General features: G+C 34.6%; 12 protein-coding genes. 3 read left to right on the top strand and 9 right to left on the bottom strand.

Features of this window, described 5'->3' with window-relative positions:
- The 5 genes from ABD816_RS16955 to ABD816_RS16935 all read right to left on the bottom strand — a co-directional run.
- Nucleotides 1-7,972: DUF7507 domain-containing protein (locus tag ABD816_RS16955; RefSeq protein ID WP_344929401.1), on the bottom strand; the 7,972-nt coding region annotated here is incomplete at its 3' end.
- Between the two features lie 729 nt (nucleotides 7,973-8,701).
- Nucleotides 8,702-9,373 (bottom strand): response regulator, encoded by a 672-nt coding sequence (locus ABD816_RS16950; protein WP_344929400.1) that lies wholly within the window; start codon nucleotides 9,371-9,373, stop codon nucleotides 8,702-8,704.
- 105 nt (nucleotides 9,374-9,478) lie between these two features.
- Nucleotides 9,479-11,527, bottom strand: a complete 2,049-nt coding sequence (locus ABD816_RS16945) for a tetratricopeptide repeat-containing sensor histidine kinase (RefSeq protein ID WP_344929398.1) — start codon at nucleotides 11,525-11,527, stop codon at nucleotides 9,479-9,481.
- A 99-nt stretch (nucleotides 11,528-11,626) separates the two neighbouring features.
- Nucleotides 11,627-11,788 carry a hypothetical protein gene (locus ABD816_RS16940; protein WP_344929396.1) on the bottom strand — a complete coding sequence of 54 codons (162 nt, stop codon included), beginning with the start codon at nucleotides 11,786-11,788 and terminating at the stop codon, nucleotides 11,627-11,629.
- 969 nt (nucleotides 11,789-12,757) lie between these two features.
- Entirely contained in the window at nucleotides 12,758-13,495 is a 738-nt protein-coding gene (locus ABD816_RS16935; protein ID WP_344929394.1) for a LytR/AlgR family response regulator transcription factor, read from the bottom strand.
- Nucleotides 13,496-14,142: 647 nt separating this feature from the next.
- Between ABD816_RS16935 and ABD816_RS16930 the strand changes: the two genes are divergently transcribed.
- The 3 genes from ABD816_RS16930 (at nucleotide 14,143) to purB (ending at nucleotide 17,025) form a co-directional block, all read left to right on the top strand.
- Nucleotides 14,143-14,835: an SIR2 family NAD-dependent protein deacylase gene (locus ABD816_RS16930; protein WP_344929393.1), complete on the top strand. Its 693-nt coding sequence runs from the start codon at nucleotides 14,143-14,145 to the stop codon at nucleotides 14,833-14,835.
- Between the two features lie 64 nt (nucleotides 14,836-14,899).
- Complete coding sequence (locus ABD816_RS16925) at nucleotides 14,900-15,457, top strand: adenylosuccinate lyase (RefSeq protein WP_344929391.1); 558 nt, start codon at nucleotides 14,900-14,902, stop codon at nucleotides 15,455-15,457.
- 224 nt (nucleotides 15,458-15,681) lie between these two features.
- Nucleotides 15,682-17,025, top strand: a complete 1,344-nt coding sequence (gene purB / locus ABD816_RS16920) for an adenylosuccinate lyase (protein WP_344929390.1) — start codon at nucleotides 15,682-15,684, stop codon at nucleotides 17,023-17,025.
- Between the two features lie 202 nt (nucleotides 17,026-17,227).
- Here the strand turns inward: purB and ABD816_RS16915 are convergent, their stop codons facing one another.
- From ABD816_RS16915 to ABD816_RS16900, 4 genes are all read right to left on the bottom strand, one after another.
- Nucleotides 17,228-17,767 carry a DUF4252 domain-containing protein gene (locus ABD816_RS16915; RefSeq protein WP_344929389.1) on the bottom strand — a complete coding sequence of 180 codons (540 nt, stop codon included), beginning with the start codon at nucleotides 17,765-17,767 and terminating at the stop codon, nucleotides 17,228-17,230.
- Nucleotides 17,768-17,881: 114 nt separating this feature from the next.
- A complete protein-coding gene (locus ABD816_RS16910; protein WP_344929386.1) occupies nucleotides 17,882-18,412 on the bottom strand; it encodes a DUF4252 domain-containing protein in 531 nt (176 codons plus the stop codon).
- 42 nt (nucleotides 18,413-18,454) lie between these two features.
- Nucleotides 18,455-18,892 (bottom strand): hypothetical protein, encoded by a 438-nt coding sequence (locus tag ABD816_RS16905; protein ID WP_344929384.1) that lies wholly within the window; start codon nucleotides 18,890-18,892, stop codon nucleotides 18,455-18,457.
- Nucleotides 18,879-19,388 (bottom strand): RNA polymerase sigma factor, encoded by a 510-nt coding sequence (locus ABD816_RS16900; protein WP_344929382.1) that lies wholly within the window; start codon nucleotides 19,386-19,388, stop codon nucleotides 18,879-18,881. The genes ABD816_RS16905 and ABD816_RS16900 overlap by 14 nt, the downstream gene beginning before the upstream one ends.
- Nucleotides 19,389-19,457: the final 69 nt, after the last annotated feature.

Here is a 19,457-nt window from a genome sequence, read left to right as displayed (position 1 = left end):
CAGTAGCCAATGAGGAACTCGCTGGAATTGTGGTTACTGTTGGATCATTCTCAAAGTCTGCATCTCCATCATCGGTACCATCTAAACCTGGTTCGTTAAGCGTATCATCACCGGCATCAGAAACATCGGTGATAGATGTTGCCGCAGGAAGCCCAATAATATTAGGAGGAGTACCAGTACCGGTAGCACTATTCTCTATTCCGCCTGCATCAATATCAGCCTGGGTAATTGTATAGGTAGCTCTAAAAGTAGCAATCTCACCAGGGACTAAAGTACCGGCTGGACTCACTCCACTATTCGATATAAAACCTGGGGTTGGGGCGCCTCCTGTACCACTAAATGTAGTCTCACTAACGCCAACACTGGTCAATGTCGTATTGCCTGTATTGGTTACAGTATATGTATAAGTAACAACATCACCTGCATCAGCTACCGTCGCATCGGTACCGCCTGTAATATCCAATACACTGGTTTTAATAACCGCTATCTCTATAATATCTTCTCTCCAATCTGGTTCGCCTCCAGGACTATCAGTATCTGGAAAAGGGTTATCAGCAGTTTGTCCTCCATTAGTAGGATCAGGGTCTGCATTATCTATATCAAACTCATCATCCAGTCCATCTCCATCAGTATCAGTTCCCAGTGCACCAAGATCAGGAGTAGTTCCTATAGTATCTGTTGCATCTACAATACCATCATCATTACTATCATAAGCTTCTATAGTATCACTCTCACCATCTTCATCCGCATCTGTATCAATATAATCAGCTCCGTCAGCCAATCCATCCGTATTCTCAGGGATTATAGGTATTCCCGCTAATCCACACGAACTTACAGAACAATCCGCATCGTATTGGTCATCAATACCATCACCATCGGTATCATTACCACTTGGTGGTTGATATCCTACCGTACTTTGTGCTTCTATATTATCTACAATTCCATCGTTGTCGGCATCAATATCCAGAAAATCTGCCATCATGTCGATATCAGTCATGGTAGGATTTGTAGTTGTTGCTAGTGCATTGTCAGTGGATTCAACTGAATTTGCTAATCCATTATCTCCAAAATCTGCTGCAACTCCATCAATAATTCCATCATTATTACTATCCACTGCACCATTGTCTAATTGCCCGGATTCAACGAGATCTGTAATACCATCACCGTCACTATCTAAATCTAAGTAGTTAGGTATACCATCCATATCAAAATCACAATCTGTATAAGAATTAGTAATTAGTGTGGTAGTAATATCAAAATCATCATTATCTGCTGAAAAAGAATAACATATATCTACTGTGTCTGCTCCTGTCCAGGGAACGATAACATTTATTGTAGTAAAAGGACCCGTAGTTGTAGATATCGGGAATGAACTTAATGAGGCTACTGCATCATTTGCAGTAGTCACTGAAGCTTCTGTACCGCCATTTGGATTAAAAAATGTTGTATATAATACTCCATTAACCGTAAACTCTAATGTAGCTGTTGATGCACTCGTTATATTATTACTAACCCCATTAGTCCTTATATTTAATTGAAATTCTAATTCTGAGAATGTAGTTAGTGCATCAGATCCTGATATAGTATAACATGCAAGATCATTGACAATATTATTTGTTTGGTTTCTTAAGATTAACCCACCATTGGTAGTAGTCCATCCAGTACCTGTTAATGTCCAATTATTATAGTTAGGGTCTGTAGTAGGTAAATCGCATTCTTCTGTATCTAAAATACCGTCATTATCATCATCTAAATCTACAACATCAGAAATACCATCATTGTCTGAATCCTGAAATTCTCTAAAATCTACCTCAATAGTATCCGCATTATATACATTATCTGTTCCAACTGCGCCTGTATCCAAGTTATCATTAACATCATTACCCGGATTATCATCAAAAATATCATCTAAGCCATCACCATCTGTATCTGTTCCTAAGTCAGTAGGTGAATTTCCTGGTAAAACCTGACCTGCTTCTAATAAATCGCCCAATCCATCATCATCGCTATCTCCATCTATATAATCCGGTAAATTATCTAATACCGCATTATTTGTATCTATGGGACTAATAGGGCTCCCTGTTAATCCACAATTTCCTAGCGAACAATCTGCATCATATTGGTCATCAATACCATCACCATCAGTATCATTACCACTTGGTGAAAGATATCCTACTGTTGCTTGTCCTTCTACATTATCAGGAATACCATCATTATCAGCATCGATATCCAGATAATTAGGATTTCCATCGGTATCGGAATTAGTATTTGGTAAAGCTGTACCCGCAGATGTTCCTGTATCATCCACATCATCTGCTAATCCATCCCCATCAGCATCAGGATCAGCAGTATCTGTAATTCCATCTCCATCACTGTCGGTACCTCCTGTAAAATCAATATCAAAAGCATCATCAATACCATCCAGATCAATATCATTGCCTCCTGTTTGATTTACATCTACTGTATCAGGAATACCGTCATTATCTGTATCTGTAACGGTATCATTTTGACCATCCTGATCCAGATCTACTCCCCCTGCCTCAATAACATCTACTATACCATCATTGTCACTATCCAAATCAAAATGATTAGGAACTCCATCTCCATCAAAATCAAAGAATGGATCTATCGTATCACAAATACCATCACCATTCCCGTCAGTACATACCGGTGCAGTTCCTGATCCGTTATTAGTAGCGTCCTGATAATTAGAAATCCCATCACCATCAGCATCCGCACTAGGATCAGTACCTCCTCCTTCTACAAGATCCGGAATACCGTCGTTATCATCATCTAAATCAATGGTATCGGCTATTCCATCGTTATCTGCATCCATGATCTCACGAAAATCAACTTCTGCAGTAGCTATATTATCGTTATTATCTGTACCAGCAGCACCACCGTCTAAGTTATCATTGATATCTATGGCGGTATTATCATCATCAAAAATATCATCCAGACCATCACCATCCGTATCGACACCAATATCTGTTGGAACATTTGTTCCTAATAACTGACCTGCTTCTAAAATATCATCAATACCATCATCATCACTATCTGTATCCAGATAATCAGGTACATCATCTCCAATTCTATTACTTGTGTCAACTGGAATTATAGAAATTCCCGCCAATCCACAAGATCCCAGTGAACAATCTACATCATATGCATCATCAATACCATCAAAATCAGTATCGTTTCCACTAGGCATTACATAGTTATCCGTAGTTTGTGCTTCTACATTATCAGGAATGCCATCATCATCAGAATCAATGTCTATGTAATCAAAGTTACTATCAGTATCATTATTCACAGGTGCTGTAGTTGTCGCTGTAGCAGTATCATCTCCACCTTCTAATGCATTGGCCAAACCATTGTTACCAAAACTTGCAGGCAAACCATCAATAATTCCATCGTTTGTAGCATCGGTCACACCATTCTCTAATTGACCTGATTCTCGTAAGTCACTAATACCATCATTATCACTATCTAAATCAAATAGATTAGGAATTCCATCCAGATCAAAATCATATGCATCCGGAACCCCATCATTATTACTGTCCGTATAATCCGTTGTACTACCATCATTGACAATATTGTTATCAAAAGCATCCGCAAAATTAAATTGTCCGTCACCATCTTCATCTCCATAAGGATCTAGACCTGCATGCTCTACAACATCTAATATCCCGTCATTATCAGTATCTAAATCTAATGTATTTATCACTCCATCGTTATCAGAATCTAACGCAGCTCTCCAATCCTGATCCCCATCAGTTGTATCTACATCAGGAAAGTCTGTAGGAAGCTGTCCATTATTATCAGAAGCATCCGGATCGGTGGAACCATCAGCTTGATTATCATAATTATCATCAATACCATCAAAATCAACATCATTACCAGAAGGTAGCACATCTGCAATACCATCTCCGTCAAAATCATTTCCTTCTACCTCATCAGAAATCCCATCATCATCACTGTCATTATCTAAATAATCAGCAAAGCCTGTTGTATCTGTATTTGCCAATGTATAATCAGAAACTCCTGACTCCGGGCTGGTTTCATAATTATCTGCATATCCATTAGCTCCATACACTAAGCCAGGAGCTTCATAAGTAGCAGTATCTTGCGCTTCAATATTATCTATAATTCCATCTCCATCAGAATCTAAGTCAAAGGAGTTAGGAATGCCATCTTTATCAAAATCAAAAATTGGATTAATTTCACCATCATCGTTTCCAATTGTAGCATTTGTATCGTCATCATCAATTAACAATGGAACTCCATCCATATCCACATCATCTGTAACATCGAATCCTTGATTTTCTACAATATCCAGAATGCCATCATTATCATCGTCAATATCTACTCTGTCTTCTACACCATCTCCATCCCAATCTAATGGGTTGGGTTGAATCTCACAAGCAAATCCATCATTCAGACCTGATGAATTAGCTATAAGTACCTTAGTCATAGTAACGGTATCTCCATTAGCAGTCCCATCTATCACAGTATTAATATCAGCAATTCTAAAAATTCCACCTGTATTATTATTGAATGAATAAAAATTACCATCTCTATCCTGCCATGATGCTCCCCAACTACCTCCTGACGGAGCAGTAGGCTCTAAGGTAAGATCAAAGGTTAAGTTTCTTGTCTGTGATGCTCCCGTAGTAGCATTGATTATTACCAATGTGGAGCCACTTACCCCCGCGATTCGGTTTCCTATTAATGCATAATCTGCTGCACTAGCAACAGCAGGAGTGACAGTTGTCTTTGTTGCAGCTACGGTAACAGGGGTTACCGGATTGGTTAGTGCAGGATAGGTTATACCCGTAACATCTAGCGTGATAATGGTTGCTCCACCACTCACATATCCAATCAAATTTCCTGAAGCAAACATACTATTTGTAGTATTGACTGCGGGTGCTGGCATCGTCAATTGGATTTCTCCTACAATATTATAATCGTTAATAGGATCATAAGCCTGTATTCTATCTCCATTAGTATTTGCCGAATATACTAATTGTGTAAACGAATTGTAGGTCGAATTAGATGCACTTCCTGCAACAACATCTGCTCCTGTCTGGTTTTTTAATGTGCTTACCTGAATATATTCATTTAAGAATGGATTGTAGCGAAAAACATCGGCTTGTCCTCCTACTCCATTGGTTTGATAAAGAGTCGTGATCACACCACACTGAAGCATGGCAGCCATATTATCTGTAGCATCTCGCCAATCTACATCCCCTCCTGAACCTACGTCAGCATCTGAATCTGAAAAGTTATCCGTCTGGGTATCATCATATGAACCATTTGGATCACTATAATCATCTACCGTTTCGCTAGCACTATCTAACCCATTGATTCCTGGAGTTCCGGACAAAACAATTCCTGCTTCTGTAGTATCACCAGCACCTTCATCATCAGAATTCAAATCCAGGAAATCTGGTAAATTTTCTACAAGGTTGCCATCGGTATCAACGGGCGTGATACTTACACCTGCTGCTGCACAACCTGCCGGAGAACCAACAGCAAGGCAATCTGTGTCATATGCATTATCTAAACCGTCATTATCTGTATCGGTTCCCGATGGTGGAATATACCCTAAAGTGGTTTGTGCTTCAATATTGTCAGGAATACCATCATTGTCACTATCTAAATCTAGATGATTAGGAATGCCATCTAAATCTGTATCAAAAACATCTGCGACTCCATCATTATTCGCATCCGTATAATTTGTTGTTGATCCATCACCGGTATTTCCATCATCCATAACATCAGAGTAATTAGGAAATCCGTCCCCATCTTCATCTCCATCAGGATCAAAACCGGGAGTTTCTGCTGTATCCAAAATACCATCATTGTCATCATCAATATCATCAGTATTAAGGATACCATCTCCATCAGATTCGATTCCAGAACCATTAATGGTAATAATCAAATTAGCATTATCAGTATTTGATAATCCATCTTCTAGTATATAAGGAGTTGTATCTACTAATGTTTCTCCTACGAGTAAATTAGCCACTACAGAATTAGCTGTATCTAGGTTATATGTATACGTTCCATCTGTATTAATCGTCAAAAACCCATAGGTAGTCGGTATTGAATTTCCTACATTGGCAGAATTACCATCTACAGATGTTATAGTTACACTATTATCTCCTTGCCAGAAAATATCCGAGATCCCTGCGATTTGTCCTCCTGGATCCGCATCGGTGGCATCTGGTCCATAGTTATAAGATAATACCAATTGATCTATTGCTCCTTGAAAACCAATATTTAAATTTCCAGTCGCATCCGATGGAACTGCATTACCAATACCATAATATGTATCGCTTGAGGCTTCTACAATTCCTCCTGTCCTAATAAAGTCATAAGAAACGGGAGTTCCAGATAGAAAACCCTGGATGGTAATCTGGTCTTGCCAGGTTGTTCCTTGTGAATAATCGATATCTGTCACTAAAAAACCAATATTAAAAACTTCAGAATCAAAATCAATTATAAGTTGTGTAGAGGCAACCGGATTTGTAGCAGGATCTATGTTAAATAACAAGTATCCTGTATGACCACCATTAGTGCCAGCATTTAAAGATATTTGGTTATTTACTGTACCTATACCATCCGGATCAAGTGATGTAAAATCAAGTGTTACTCCATTGATAACTTTAGTTTCTCCCCCTACAGTTTGGTTACTGGTAAATTCATTTTCCCAAACTAATAAAGATAATGGTCTGTCTAATAAATCCTGTCCATTTCCATCATTTCCATCAATCACATTACCTGTTGCAGTATTATTAGTCCTTACGGTAACATCATCTTCATCATCCACGGCTACGGGTAAATCATCTATTCCATTGATAGTAATTGTCAAAATACCATAATCAATATTACCATTAGTATCGCTAACAGTATAAGCAAATATATCGTCCAGACTCGTAGTTGAAGTGAGGCCTGCAACCGCGGGACTAGAGGAATCCACCAGATAAGAATATGATCCATCAGACTGTACAGTAATCTCTCCATACAAGGTATTGTATACAGTTCCTACCGCAGAAGGAAATACATTCACTTCGGTTACGCTAAGAACATCCGAAGGACTGTTATCATTATCATTACCAATTAAGCTACCGGTAACCGGAGTTACCGCATTTGCTGCTATATTATTGGTGTCATCCACCGCTGTTGGAAAATACTCTACATTAATAAATGAATTTGCACTAAGGCTATCTGATGTATTATCAGTAACCTCTACATTGATGGTACGTATCCCTTCTGTAGCTCCTCCTCCAGCAAGCCTGTTTGCATATTGAAAATTTGCTAAAAAAACTTCATAATCCGTTGTTGGAAAAACGCCTCCTCCATTTCTGGTTATATCAAAAACGCCTGGAGATGGATTATCTACTCTTACCTGAGAGCTTGGTAAATTAATTAATATAGGTGCACTTACTGCAGATAGGTCAAACTCAACACCAGCTATTACGATAAATTCTTGATTAACATCAGAAACACCGGTCACGGTAATTCTAGAGGATAGCAAGTTTCCGTCATCTGTTATAACACTATATCCATTTTCAACGATAAAATCAGAACCTGTGGCAATAGGTGTAACGGTAATGTTAGCATCTACACCTACTCCTGCGCCATTTAAATCCACCGTTTGTACTGCTAAAAGTACCGAACCCATTTTTGATATACTTGGAGGATTCTTACGTTTCATTTTACTTTTTGATGGAGGTATTGTCCATAGATTTGGAGAATCCATCCTTTCAAGATCAAAGTATACATCCGAACTATCTAATAAAATAAAGTTGTGAATTACTTGAGCATCATAGTCATTAAACTCCTGAGATTCTAACGTAGCCATTGTACCAAAACCAAAGAGAAAAAAAAGAAATAGTTGTATTCGTAATTTTTGGAAGCTTAATGTTGTAATAGATAAAATTAAATGAGTATTTATAATTTTCATATACCGTTTTATAATATGATTAGTGCATGATTAATAAAGCATCTTCAAAATAAAATCAAATTTGCGTGAATGATATTAGTATTTATATTGTAACTACTTTGGAAGATGAGAATTAATGATAAAATTAACTTCTTCGCAAAAGGATATTACCACTTATTGACCAAAACCTTACTTTTATATAATTCTCGATTACTGAATTTGCTCAAAGTACATTTCGAAGTATTCTACAAACAAAGGTTTTTAATGTTTTGATACCATACTGTGATGTAAGACGCTAAAAAGTATTGCTTTCTAAAACATGATTTAATTTTTTAAAATCAAATGCTCTTAAAAAGACAAATGAGGATCGTAAAATTCTACATAGTTCTTTATTTAAATTACCGTTAAACACTTGTTTATAAGCCCCAAAACAACTTTTCTACATATTCTATATTCCCATTTTGATCATTAAATATAAGGGAAAAAAACGTAAAAATTAACTTTTAACATAAAAAAAAGTTAATTTTTTGTAACACCTATTTACTGTTGTAACTTAAGTGATTACAGCATAGTAACTTATATACATTTAAGGGGGAATTTAATAATTACACCACGTCCCTAACGCAATTATTTAACAAAAAAAAAAGCTTCTGTATGTACTATCCTGCAAAAAAAAAGACCTGTAACTATAATTTTATTATAGTTACAGGTCTTTTGTATAGTACTTAACGTAAAAAATAAATGTGTGGCTTACACAAAACCTCTTTTACGTGCTTCTTCTAATAATTTTTGATCATCTGCCTTGGCAATGGAAAACATTTCTTTGATCTGATTTTTTCGCTTTTCTATAGCACTTAGTGATAAACTAACGTAATTGGGTAGATTTTTTGTTTTGACTCCTCTGGAGAGATGGTATAGAATCTTTAGATTTTTTTCATCAAGTGAGAAATTATTGGTCATCATTTTTCTAAAATGATTATTTACGGTAGCACTATAATACGGAGTACCGCTTACTATATTATTAAATGCCAATAACAACTCGCTAGAGGTAAGATCACTTTTTATCAAGAATCCTGATGGATTGATATTCTTTAAAATATTATGTATCCTGTGATCTTCTCGATGCATGGTTAGAATAATAACCTTTGCCTTTGGCAGTAAATTGGTTGCATGTTTAGCAAGATCCTCTCCGGAGGTAATCGAACCATCCTGAGATGGTGGCAATTTAATATCTATAAAAAGCATATCATAAGGAGTCGTCTTAGAAGATTTTACAATACTCTCGTATGCATCATCACAATTAGACGCAATATCAATCTTGATCTGATATTCTTTTTGATTCTCCCCTAATAAGGTATTCTTATATCCCTCGATAATCATAGGGTGATCATCTATCATAAGAACTTTAAGCTTCTTTTTCATCTTTATACTTTGTTACACTATCATCTATACATTTGCTCCCAGAATTCACAAAAAAACTATGTTTCTATCGTTTGGATATCAATGCTGATGATCTTTTTGGTTAATTTATATTGGTATGCCTACAGACACTTTTGTTCCAGAATTAATTGTACTCACAAAATCCACTACTCCATTCATCTGCCGTACTCTTGATGTAATATTTTTTAATCCAATTCCTCTTTTGACTTTCTCACTTTTAAATCCTTTCCCATCGTCTAAAATAGTAAGATTTATGTTACCATCCACATAATTGAAATTAATTTTCACAGTTTTTGCCTCTGCATGTTTAAAAATATTTTGTAGAGATTCCTGAATAATCCTGAATAAATTCACCTTTTTCTGATCATCAATAAGCTCCCAATCAATATTTTCATCATTGGTAAACTCAAAATCCATTTTATGTACAGCACATAAATCACTGACTAAGCTTTCTACTACATCCACATAGGCTACATCTGGTGATAAAGTGTCTGTACCAAGATCGTGAGAGATCAATCTGATTTCTTTTTCTATTGATTTTAATTCTTCTATATATTTATTTCTGGATTCTGTGAACCCATCATTAGCGCGCTGATTGATCCCATCCAGACTCAATCGTACCCCAAACAATCTACCTAACACTCCATCATGCAATTCCTCAGACATACGATGTTGCTCCAGTTTACGACCTTCTTCCAGTTTAAGTTGTTGATTTAATAACAACCTATAAATCTCCTGATTAGATTCCTGCTGTTTCTGCTCAAAAAGTAATTCTTTATTACTCTGCTGTTGTCTAAAAATCACATAACCTAGTAAGAATAATAAGGATAAACCAAGTATAGCAATCACGAGAATCTCGTTTTCTCGGCTGATTTCTGCAATTTCTTCTACTTTTTGATCTGTTTCAAACTTAATCCGCGCAAATTTATTTTGGAATGCTCTTTCTTCTTTGATCAGGCTATCATTTAGTTTAATATAATTCTGAGCATACTGTAACCCTTCTTCACTTGGTGAAACTTCCGATAATAGTTGAAGGGATTGTAATAATTCAACATTATTATTCACTTCTGAAGACGCATTTTTCGCGCGTTCTGCAAAAGATTTTGATAAGCTATCATTTCCAGTTTTTTGAAAATATTCAGCTAAATGCAAAGAATTCGTAGCGATTCCTGAAATGTCATTTATCTCTTCGCGAATTTTAAGTGCTTCAAGGAATAATTTTAATATATTTTCTTCTTTATCGTTAGATAAAAAATTCACATAAGCTAAATTATCTAATAACCTAGTTTTTAATTTAGGGTTTTTAGCCAAATAAGCCTCAAAAGATAGGCCTTTGTTATAAAACTCTTTGGCTTTATCATATTGCTTTAAAGATTTATAAACAGTACCTATATTAATATAACCTGAGACCGCATATAAGTTTTCCTTATTGGTATCCTTAGCAAGATCTATAACCTTCAAATGATATGAAACAGCAGCGTCATATCTCCCCAAGTATTTAGCTAAAATACCTAAATTAGTATAAGATAACGGAAGATACTTTTCTTCTCCAGATAATTCAAACTTTTTAATTGCTCGTATAGTCAAATCTTCACTCTCACTATAATCTTTTACTTTTCTGGACAATTTTGCTAAATCAATTAACACTGTTCCATGATCAAAAGCATATTCAATAGGATCTCGATAACCACTTTCATCTAGAGAAAGATAAATTTTATCTGCTTCATAAAAATTCTTATAGGCACTATCTAATTGGTCATTTTTCCTATAATATATACCCAAATTACCATAAGACTTAGCTAAACCTATGGAATCAGCCAATTTTTTGGATAGAATTAATGCTTTGTTATTTAACTGTTTATACTTTTCGTATTCTTTTAGGGTATAATATTCAATTGAAATTTCTCGCAATTTATTTATTTTAAAACTATCATCTTTTAAAGTACTCACCATCCCATAAGCTTTCATAAGGTCTTCTTTTCTATCCTCTATAGACCTAGAATTATTTTTAGAGTTACTCAAATTGGATTCAATGAGATTAGATTTCACTTCTTCTTTTTGAAATGGCTCACTATTCTTTCCACAGCCAAAAAACAAAAAGAATATTATATAAGTTGTCTTAAAGAAAAAATTCATTTAATTATAATATTAAATTCTAATTTAATTAAATAAAACGCAAAAAAAAAGAAGAATTTAAAAAATTAAATTCTTCTTTTTTTTTGCGTTTTGCAAGAATTAGTTTGTAGGAATTATTTCCTCCTCGTCTGCATCTTCATCTCCAAAAAGCTCCACATCAACTTCATCAACTCCTAACTCTTCATTTACGTTATCATTCTCACAAGCGATAAACATTGAACTTACAAATAATACTGCGAAAATAGTTTTTATAGCTTTCATAATAGTTTTTTTTGAATTGTTATTTCTTTCTTTTATTTTGGGTAAATCTTTGATTTAACTCAATTTTCTTTCTTTCTTTCTCATCTTTATTGCAAAAGGATAATAAACTGGCCAGTTTTGATATTCGGATTGCTCCTCCTATTCCTTTTAGTAAATGTGTATACAACTGCCGTGTGTTCGTAAATGTGTAATAAACTAATACCCTTAATTGTACACTACAAAGATAGACAGGATCTTGCTTCGCGCGCGCTATATTAAAGTACATTTAGTAGATAGATAGCAGTGAAGTGTAGATAGACGGGTTATACGGGTAGATGGACGGATTTCAATTTGCATAAAATATGTAAGAATGTAACTACAGCTACATCACCCCTTAATTAAACACTAAAAAATGTTAAAAAAAAGTTAACAAACAAAATACTCTAAAATAAGAGTAACCATTATTATATACACCACACCTATAGATCATCTCATTTATTAGTAACATGTCAAATCAGTATATCAATAGTTTGATATTTATGATAGATATAAACATTCATACTAATCAATAGCGGTGCTTTTATCATGAATCATACATCTATAATACTATCATAGCGTATTAGCATGCTAATCTGTGTGTCTCTCGATAAAGTAAAAGTATTAGAGGTCTATAACACGTCTTATTATATGCTTCTAGTATCAAAACGACTAGCTCCCTAGAAATACACTGCTTACTATTAAAGACTATAAAATAATAGAAATAAGACTGCCCGAATACTGATTTCTTAAGTCTAATTGCCTTATTACTATACACCAGACCAGAGTGATTATCTATGGTAATTCTATCGATGAGCACATGTATTTGTACTCATAAAAAAGCCTTTCTTGATGTCAAGAAAGGCTTTTGCAATTTAATCAAATCTTATGGATGTTTCACGATACCATATGGATCCTGTGTTTTAATATGAGGGGTGTTCTGAGAACTTTTAATTATACATATAATAAGCTATTCTTTGCTAATGTATCTTTAATCCCCTCTACACTATTCTTATAGGACTTTGAAAAAGGAATCATATCATTGGTATTTTTTATGACACATTTGGCTTTCCCAAAATGTATTCTTGATACACACTTGGTATTGATAATATAGCTGTTATGGATCCGTACAAAATAGTCTGGCAGTAGGTTCTGGAAATGTTTTAATGTCTTAAAAGCTTCTACAGTATTACCATTGCTCATGATAAAGTCTGTGGTGTTATTATCTGCTTTGAGATATAATACTTCTTCTATATTCACAAATCTGTAATCTCCATGAGACTTAAAACACAGTGTATTGTCTAAAACCTCATCAAAATCTTTCTCAAATCGGTGCAAGGTTTTAATCAGTTGACTTCTAGTCAAAGGTTTTAGAATATAGTCTAATACACTATTTCTAATGCCTTCTATAGCATATTTTTCTGTTTTGGTTACTACGATAAACTCTGGCAGATGCGTCATGTATTTAGTAAGCTCTGACATCAGGTTAAATTTTGTTTTATCTGTATCGATTCCTGGTGCTTCTGGTTCCAGAAAGACAAGACGGGGTTTTCTTTCTAAAATAAGATCCAATGCTTCCTGCTCATGAGCAGCAATGCCGGTACAAATGTAATCATTGTGATTTTCTAGTGCGATCTGAATTGCGGACGCCGTATTCTGATCATTGTCGAGAATGATATAAGGGTATTTCATAGGGTATGACAATTAATGGTTAGCGTTGGTTATTAAATAGGGTTACTACTTAAAAAAATTATACACATTTACTAGTATAAAGGTAGGACTTTTCATAAGATTTTAATTGTGGTAAAACCGCAATATTAGTAAGGACATGATCCCTTATCCTCACATAATCAACACGCTTCGTCGAAAAAACAAACTCATTATCGAAATCACGTGCGTAGTTTTATTAATACACTACACAACACACAAATACTCTTAAAAAAATAAAACATTTCTTAAAACGCTCTAAAATCCTTCTTTATTCATTTAATTATAACGAAAACTTATACATTATATTGTTTTCATAGAAAAAAAAGATACTTCCTTATTTTTCTATATTTTACGAAGCAACTGTTGTGGTCAACCTATCTATACAATCCAATTGATTCTCCATCTCTAAAAGAGCTACTACCATACACTAAGACCTTTTTATTTTTTTTTTCAGGTTCTTATTTATTTTATATAGTTTTATCTTATTAAATGTTAACCCGCTATGTGCATTAGAAAATCTTTTGTTTATAGTAGATTTCACCAATGGTATCGTGGTCATAGATGTATAATTCTAGAACTACTTTTGGGTAGGTATTTTAGTTAACACAATATCTCAAACAGTCAACAATATGAAAAAAGTGGTAGTTCTTACCGGTGCGGGTATAAGCGCAGAAAGTGGTATTCGTACTTTTAGGGATGCAGATGGATTATGGGAGGGCCACGATATTATGGAAGTAGCTTCTCCTATCGGTTGGAAAAATGATCCATTATTGGTACTCGATTTCTATAATAAAAGAAGGCGCCAATTACTGGATGTACAACCTAATAAGGCTCACAGCGCGTTAGTTGAATTAGAAAAAACACATCAGGTTACTATCATTACTCAAAATGTAGATGACCTCCACGAGCGTGCAGGAAGCAGCCATGTTTTACACCTACACGGAGAGTTGCTTAAGGTAAGAAGCCAATTTGATGAACAACTCGTCTTAGATTGGAAAACCGATCTGATTGAAGGTGATTTCTGCGAACACAACCATCAATTACGACCTCATATTGTATGGTTTGGTGAAGAAGTACCTATGCTGGAACCTGCTATAGAAATAACTCAACAGGCAGATATCCTGCTAATCATTGGTACTTCTATGCAAGTATATCCAGCAGCAGGCTTATTGCAATATGCGCAATCCTCTACTCCTATATTTTTTATAGACCCCAATCCGGCAATTGCTCCTTCTGATCAACTTACAGTGGTATCAGAAAAAGCAACTACAGGTGTTCCTAAGGTGGTTGATCAGTTGATTAATGAGTCCACGAATTCATAAATTGTGAAAGACATTTTTTAACAAAACTAATTAGTGATCTGAATTCTGTAGCAAAATCAATAGTATGATAGACTTGGTAAACGAAATCAAAAAAGTAAATCATTCTCAAGAGAAAAGAAATAATTTTACCTCTCTACTTGTAGAACACCCTGATTTACTCCCAGAATTGATTAGTATTTGTGCTCAAGTAGATAAAGAAATCTCTTGTAGGGCGTCCTGGGGATTAGAATTCTTATGCAGACATGATATAAAAACTATACTCCCACATCTGGATGCTATTATTGCCATTTTGCCTGTCGTATACCAGCACCCTGCGGTGAGACCCATGGCAAAAATTTGTGAATATTTGATTTTTTCTTATTATAAAACCCGATCATCAACAACGAGAAAACAGCTACATCAAATCCATCGGGAAAAAATTACAGAAGCTTGTTTTGACTGGTTAATCTCTGACCAAAAAGTCGCTACCAAAGCATATGCAATGACTAGTCTATACCAACTAGGCACTGAGTTTACATGGATTCATCCTGAACTAAAAATAATATTAGAGAAGGATTATCCTAAAAATAGTGCAGCATACAAAGCCAGAGCCAGAATGATTCTTAAGAAATTGGCACACTAAAAACATCAAAGTCCTGGTTTCTACACATATAAAAATACGTCATTACATTACATAACTACAACATCATAAATTCAAAAATTATATGTCAAAATTCATACTTCAAACTTATGATAACAGACTTATTGTATACTTCATACTACACTCGTAATACTTTACCACTAATTATTCGCAGGACGTAATTAATTGAATTATCTTTGCGTTTTTTAAAAAATAAAACAACTATTATGTCAATATCACCTTTGCAAGCTATCTCACCCATAGATGGTCGGTATGCATCTAAGACTCAATCATTAAGTGTCTATTATAGTGAAGAAGCATTAATAAAATATCGTGTCTTAGTAGAAATCGAGTATTTTATTGCTTTATGCGAAATACCGTTACCTCAATTGCAAGATATAGATACCTCTCTGTTTAGTAAACTGAGAGAAATCTATACAGCTTTCACTACAGAGGACGCTCAGGCGATTAAAGATATCGAAAAAGTAACCAATCATGATGTAAAAGCGGTTGAATACTTTATCAAAGAAAAATTTGACTCTCTGGGATTAGAAGCATATAAGGAGTTTATCCATTTTGGGCTTACCTCACAAGACATTAATAATACAGCAATACCGCTAAGTATTAAAGAATCAATAAGTGATGTGTACATACCTCAATTTTTGGAGCTAGTGACTAAATTAAAATCATTAGTCACAGAATGGTCCGGAGTCTCTATGCTGGCTCGTACTCATGGACAACCTGCCTCTCCTACCCGATTGGGTAAAGAATTTCAGGTATATGTTACCAGATTAGAGGCACAATTTGATTTATTAAAAGATACCCCAAGTGCTGCAAAATTTGGAGGTGCTACAGGAAATTATAATGCACATAAAGTAGCTTATCCGCAAATCGACTGGAAAGCTTTTGGAACTCATTTTGTACAGGAAAAATTAGGATTACATCATTCTTTTCCGACTACGCAAATAGAGCATTATGATTATATGGCCGCTTTATTTGATGGTTTAAAACGTATCAATACCATTATCTTAGACCTTGATCGCGATGTATGGACCTATGTGTCTATGGATTACTTTAAGCAAAAAATCAAAAAAGGTGAAGTAGGATCTTCTGCTATGCCACATAAAGTAAATCCGATTGATTTTGAAAACAGTGAGGGTAATATTGGTATTGCCAATGCTATTTTTGAACATCTTTCTGCAAAATTACCTGTAAGTCGACTACAGCGAGATCTTACCGATAGTACTGTTCTAAGAAATGTAGGTGTTCCTTTTGGACACACATTGATTGCTTTTCAGGCGACTGTAAAAGGATTAAATAAATTGTTATTAAATGAATCTAAATTTGAGCAGGATTTAGAAAATAATTGGGCTGTAGTTGCAGAAGCTATACAAACGATTCTAAGAAGAGAAGGATATCCTAATCCATATGAAGCTTTAAAGGGACTAACCAGAACGAATACCGTAATTAATCAGAATTCTATTGCTGATTTTATCGATACGCTAACAGTGTCTGACAGTATAAAATCAGAACTAAAAGCTATTACACCTTCTAATTATACAGGTATTTAGATTCCAGTACCCATAATCATCACTCAAAGGTGATATATGAGCCATATACCAGGTGTTTGTAATATACATAGCGCAAGATTGTACCTAAAATCTCGTATAAACAAAAGCTTCAATTCATTATATAATTGAAGCTTTTGTTTATACTTTATTGTATGGTATGTAACCTAAACCACTGGACAAATAACTTTGATACTCAGGGACATTACATATTAATAACTTCACCTATCTGCTTAAATGCATCCAGATCAAGATTACCCTTTCTTACTGATTGCATTAACTTTGAGATTTTCTCTGGTTTCATATCATCACCCAATACTCGAATCAGTGCCAAACCTTTTTCATGATGCGTCGCAAAAACTATGACCTCATCCATTACCTCATCATCACCCTGATACTTTAAAACAATATTCACTCCATCAAACCCAAATTTCATGAGGGTCTGATATTGCTCTGTATTCAAGATTTTGTTGATCGCACCAGATTCTTCATCAATTTTAGCTTGATTCATATCAGTACGTTGAAGCCCTAAGAAATTTATTTTCTTCACACTCTCCAATGCTTCTTTTTCATCATCACTAAGCTCCACAGACTTTTTATCTAATAGGCTGGCAGGTAAATCTATTGCTATAAAATCAGCATCTTCCTTGTGGTCAACAAAATATTCCTGTAAAGAAACTTCACTATTACAACTCATGAGCAGTGCCATACAAACTACCACTACCATTTTACATACATTTTTCATATTTTTTGTTTTTTTGATTGATTGATAATATCAAACCCCTCAGGAAGATTACTTCCTAAGGAGCCTGACTAACGTAACTAAATATAATTGTTCAACTAATTAATTGTAAATCTTCTAATTTTTCTTTTCAACATTTTTTAATTCTTTACCTCCTGGTATGTTAAGATCATCCGCCAACTTCGACACTTGTCTTAGATCAATATTCCCTGTAATAGTAAGCACCACAGTACCCGGACTATCTCCTTCTTTTCCTTCCATATACATAAATAACTCGCTTACATAATCATCACTTTTTCCCGGCTTAGAATAAAATTTAATATTTTTTCCATCTTTATTCACACGCATTAGCTCATCTAGTGTAGAAGTTTTAAGATATGTATCTACGTCTGCTTTCATCTTTTGACCTATACCATTATTTTCTGTAGCAAACACTTTTATATTATCGATGTTCTTTACTAAATTAATATACTGCTGTGTTTCTGCGTCACTACTTTCAAAATCAATTTTAGTTAATAACTGAAACATTTTACTGGTCATTACCATAGATGAGACATCTTGCATATTCTCATATTTATCAAAATTGCCTTGCGCTATTGATATATAAGGCATTACTGCTAATGCTATTAAAATTGCTATTTTTTTCATAATCTTTTTGGTTTTAAATGTACCTGTTAACAGGTGTTTTTTTTATTTTAAAAATTTATTTTTAGTGTTTTCGAATTCATTGAGGTACACTAAATCCTTTTTACCCTCATTCATATATTGAGCAACCAAACTGAGGACTTCTTTGGTTTTTTGTAATGCTACTTCAGGATCTTCATACGTTCCTAAATCCGTATCCGTAGTTGGTGGTTGTGCAAAAAATAATCCGATAATCACGGCTATAGATGCAGCAATACCTATCCAGGTAAATTTAGAAACCTTGTTAGACACCTTTATATAAGTATCTGAACCAGCAGTTATATTACGCTCATCAGAAAAGAACTGAAATAAACTTTTGTATTTCTCTAAATGTTGCGGCACGCTTTCTCTGGTAAAAAATACCTTTAATTCTTTTTCTTCAGAAAGGGTCGTTTCTCCTTCAAAATACTTCTCCAGTAACTTTTCTATGTTAGACAACTCCATAATTGTGTTTTTTTAATAATTCTTGTCGTATTATTTTTCTTCCTCTTGATAATGCTACTCGTACTGCGGTTTCATTCATCTCCAGCATATCAGCAATTTCTGCATTATTATATTGTTCTATATCTCTAAGCTGTATAATCATTCGCTGTTGCTCTGGCAATCCATCCATGATTTTACCTACCCATGCCACACTATCTTTTGCTTCTAATTCTCTATCTAATGAAGCGTGTTCATCTTTATAATTACTATGTACTATCGAAAGATTATCTGAGTGTTTTGCTTTTAATTTATCAAAACAATAATTCTTTGTCATCGTCATCGCAAAAGCTTCTACATTTTTATATTCTGCTATCTTTAATTTATTCTTCCATAATTTTAACAAAACTTCCTGCGTCGCATCTTCTGCCTCTTCATTACTCACTAGTAAACGCCTTGCCAGCCTAAACAGCTTGTCTTTAAATCCATTTGTTAGTGCTATAAATGCATTTTCTTTCATCGTACTTGGTTGGTTGTTGTAAACCTAATCTTGTTAGCTTTATAATAGGGAGACGACTATCTATATAAT

The organism is Aquimarina addita, assembly GCF_039539305.1.
Classification (GTDB): domain Bacteria; phylum Bacteroidota; class Bacteroidia; order Flavobacteriales; family Flavobacteriaceae; genus Aquimarina; species Aquimarina addita.
Note: the sequence above shows the minus strand (reverse complement) of the source record. Positions and strands in the feature narration are given on the sequence as shown.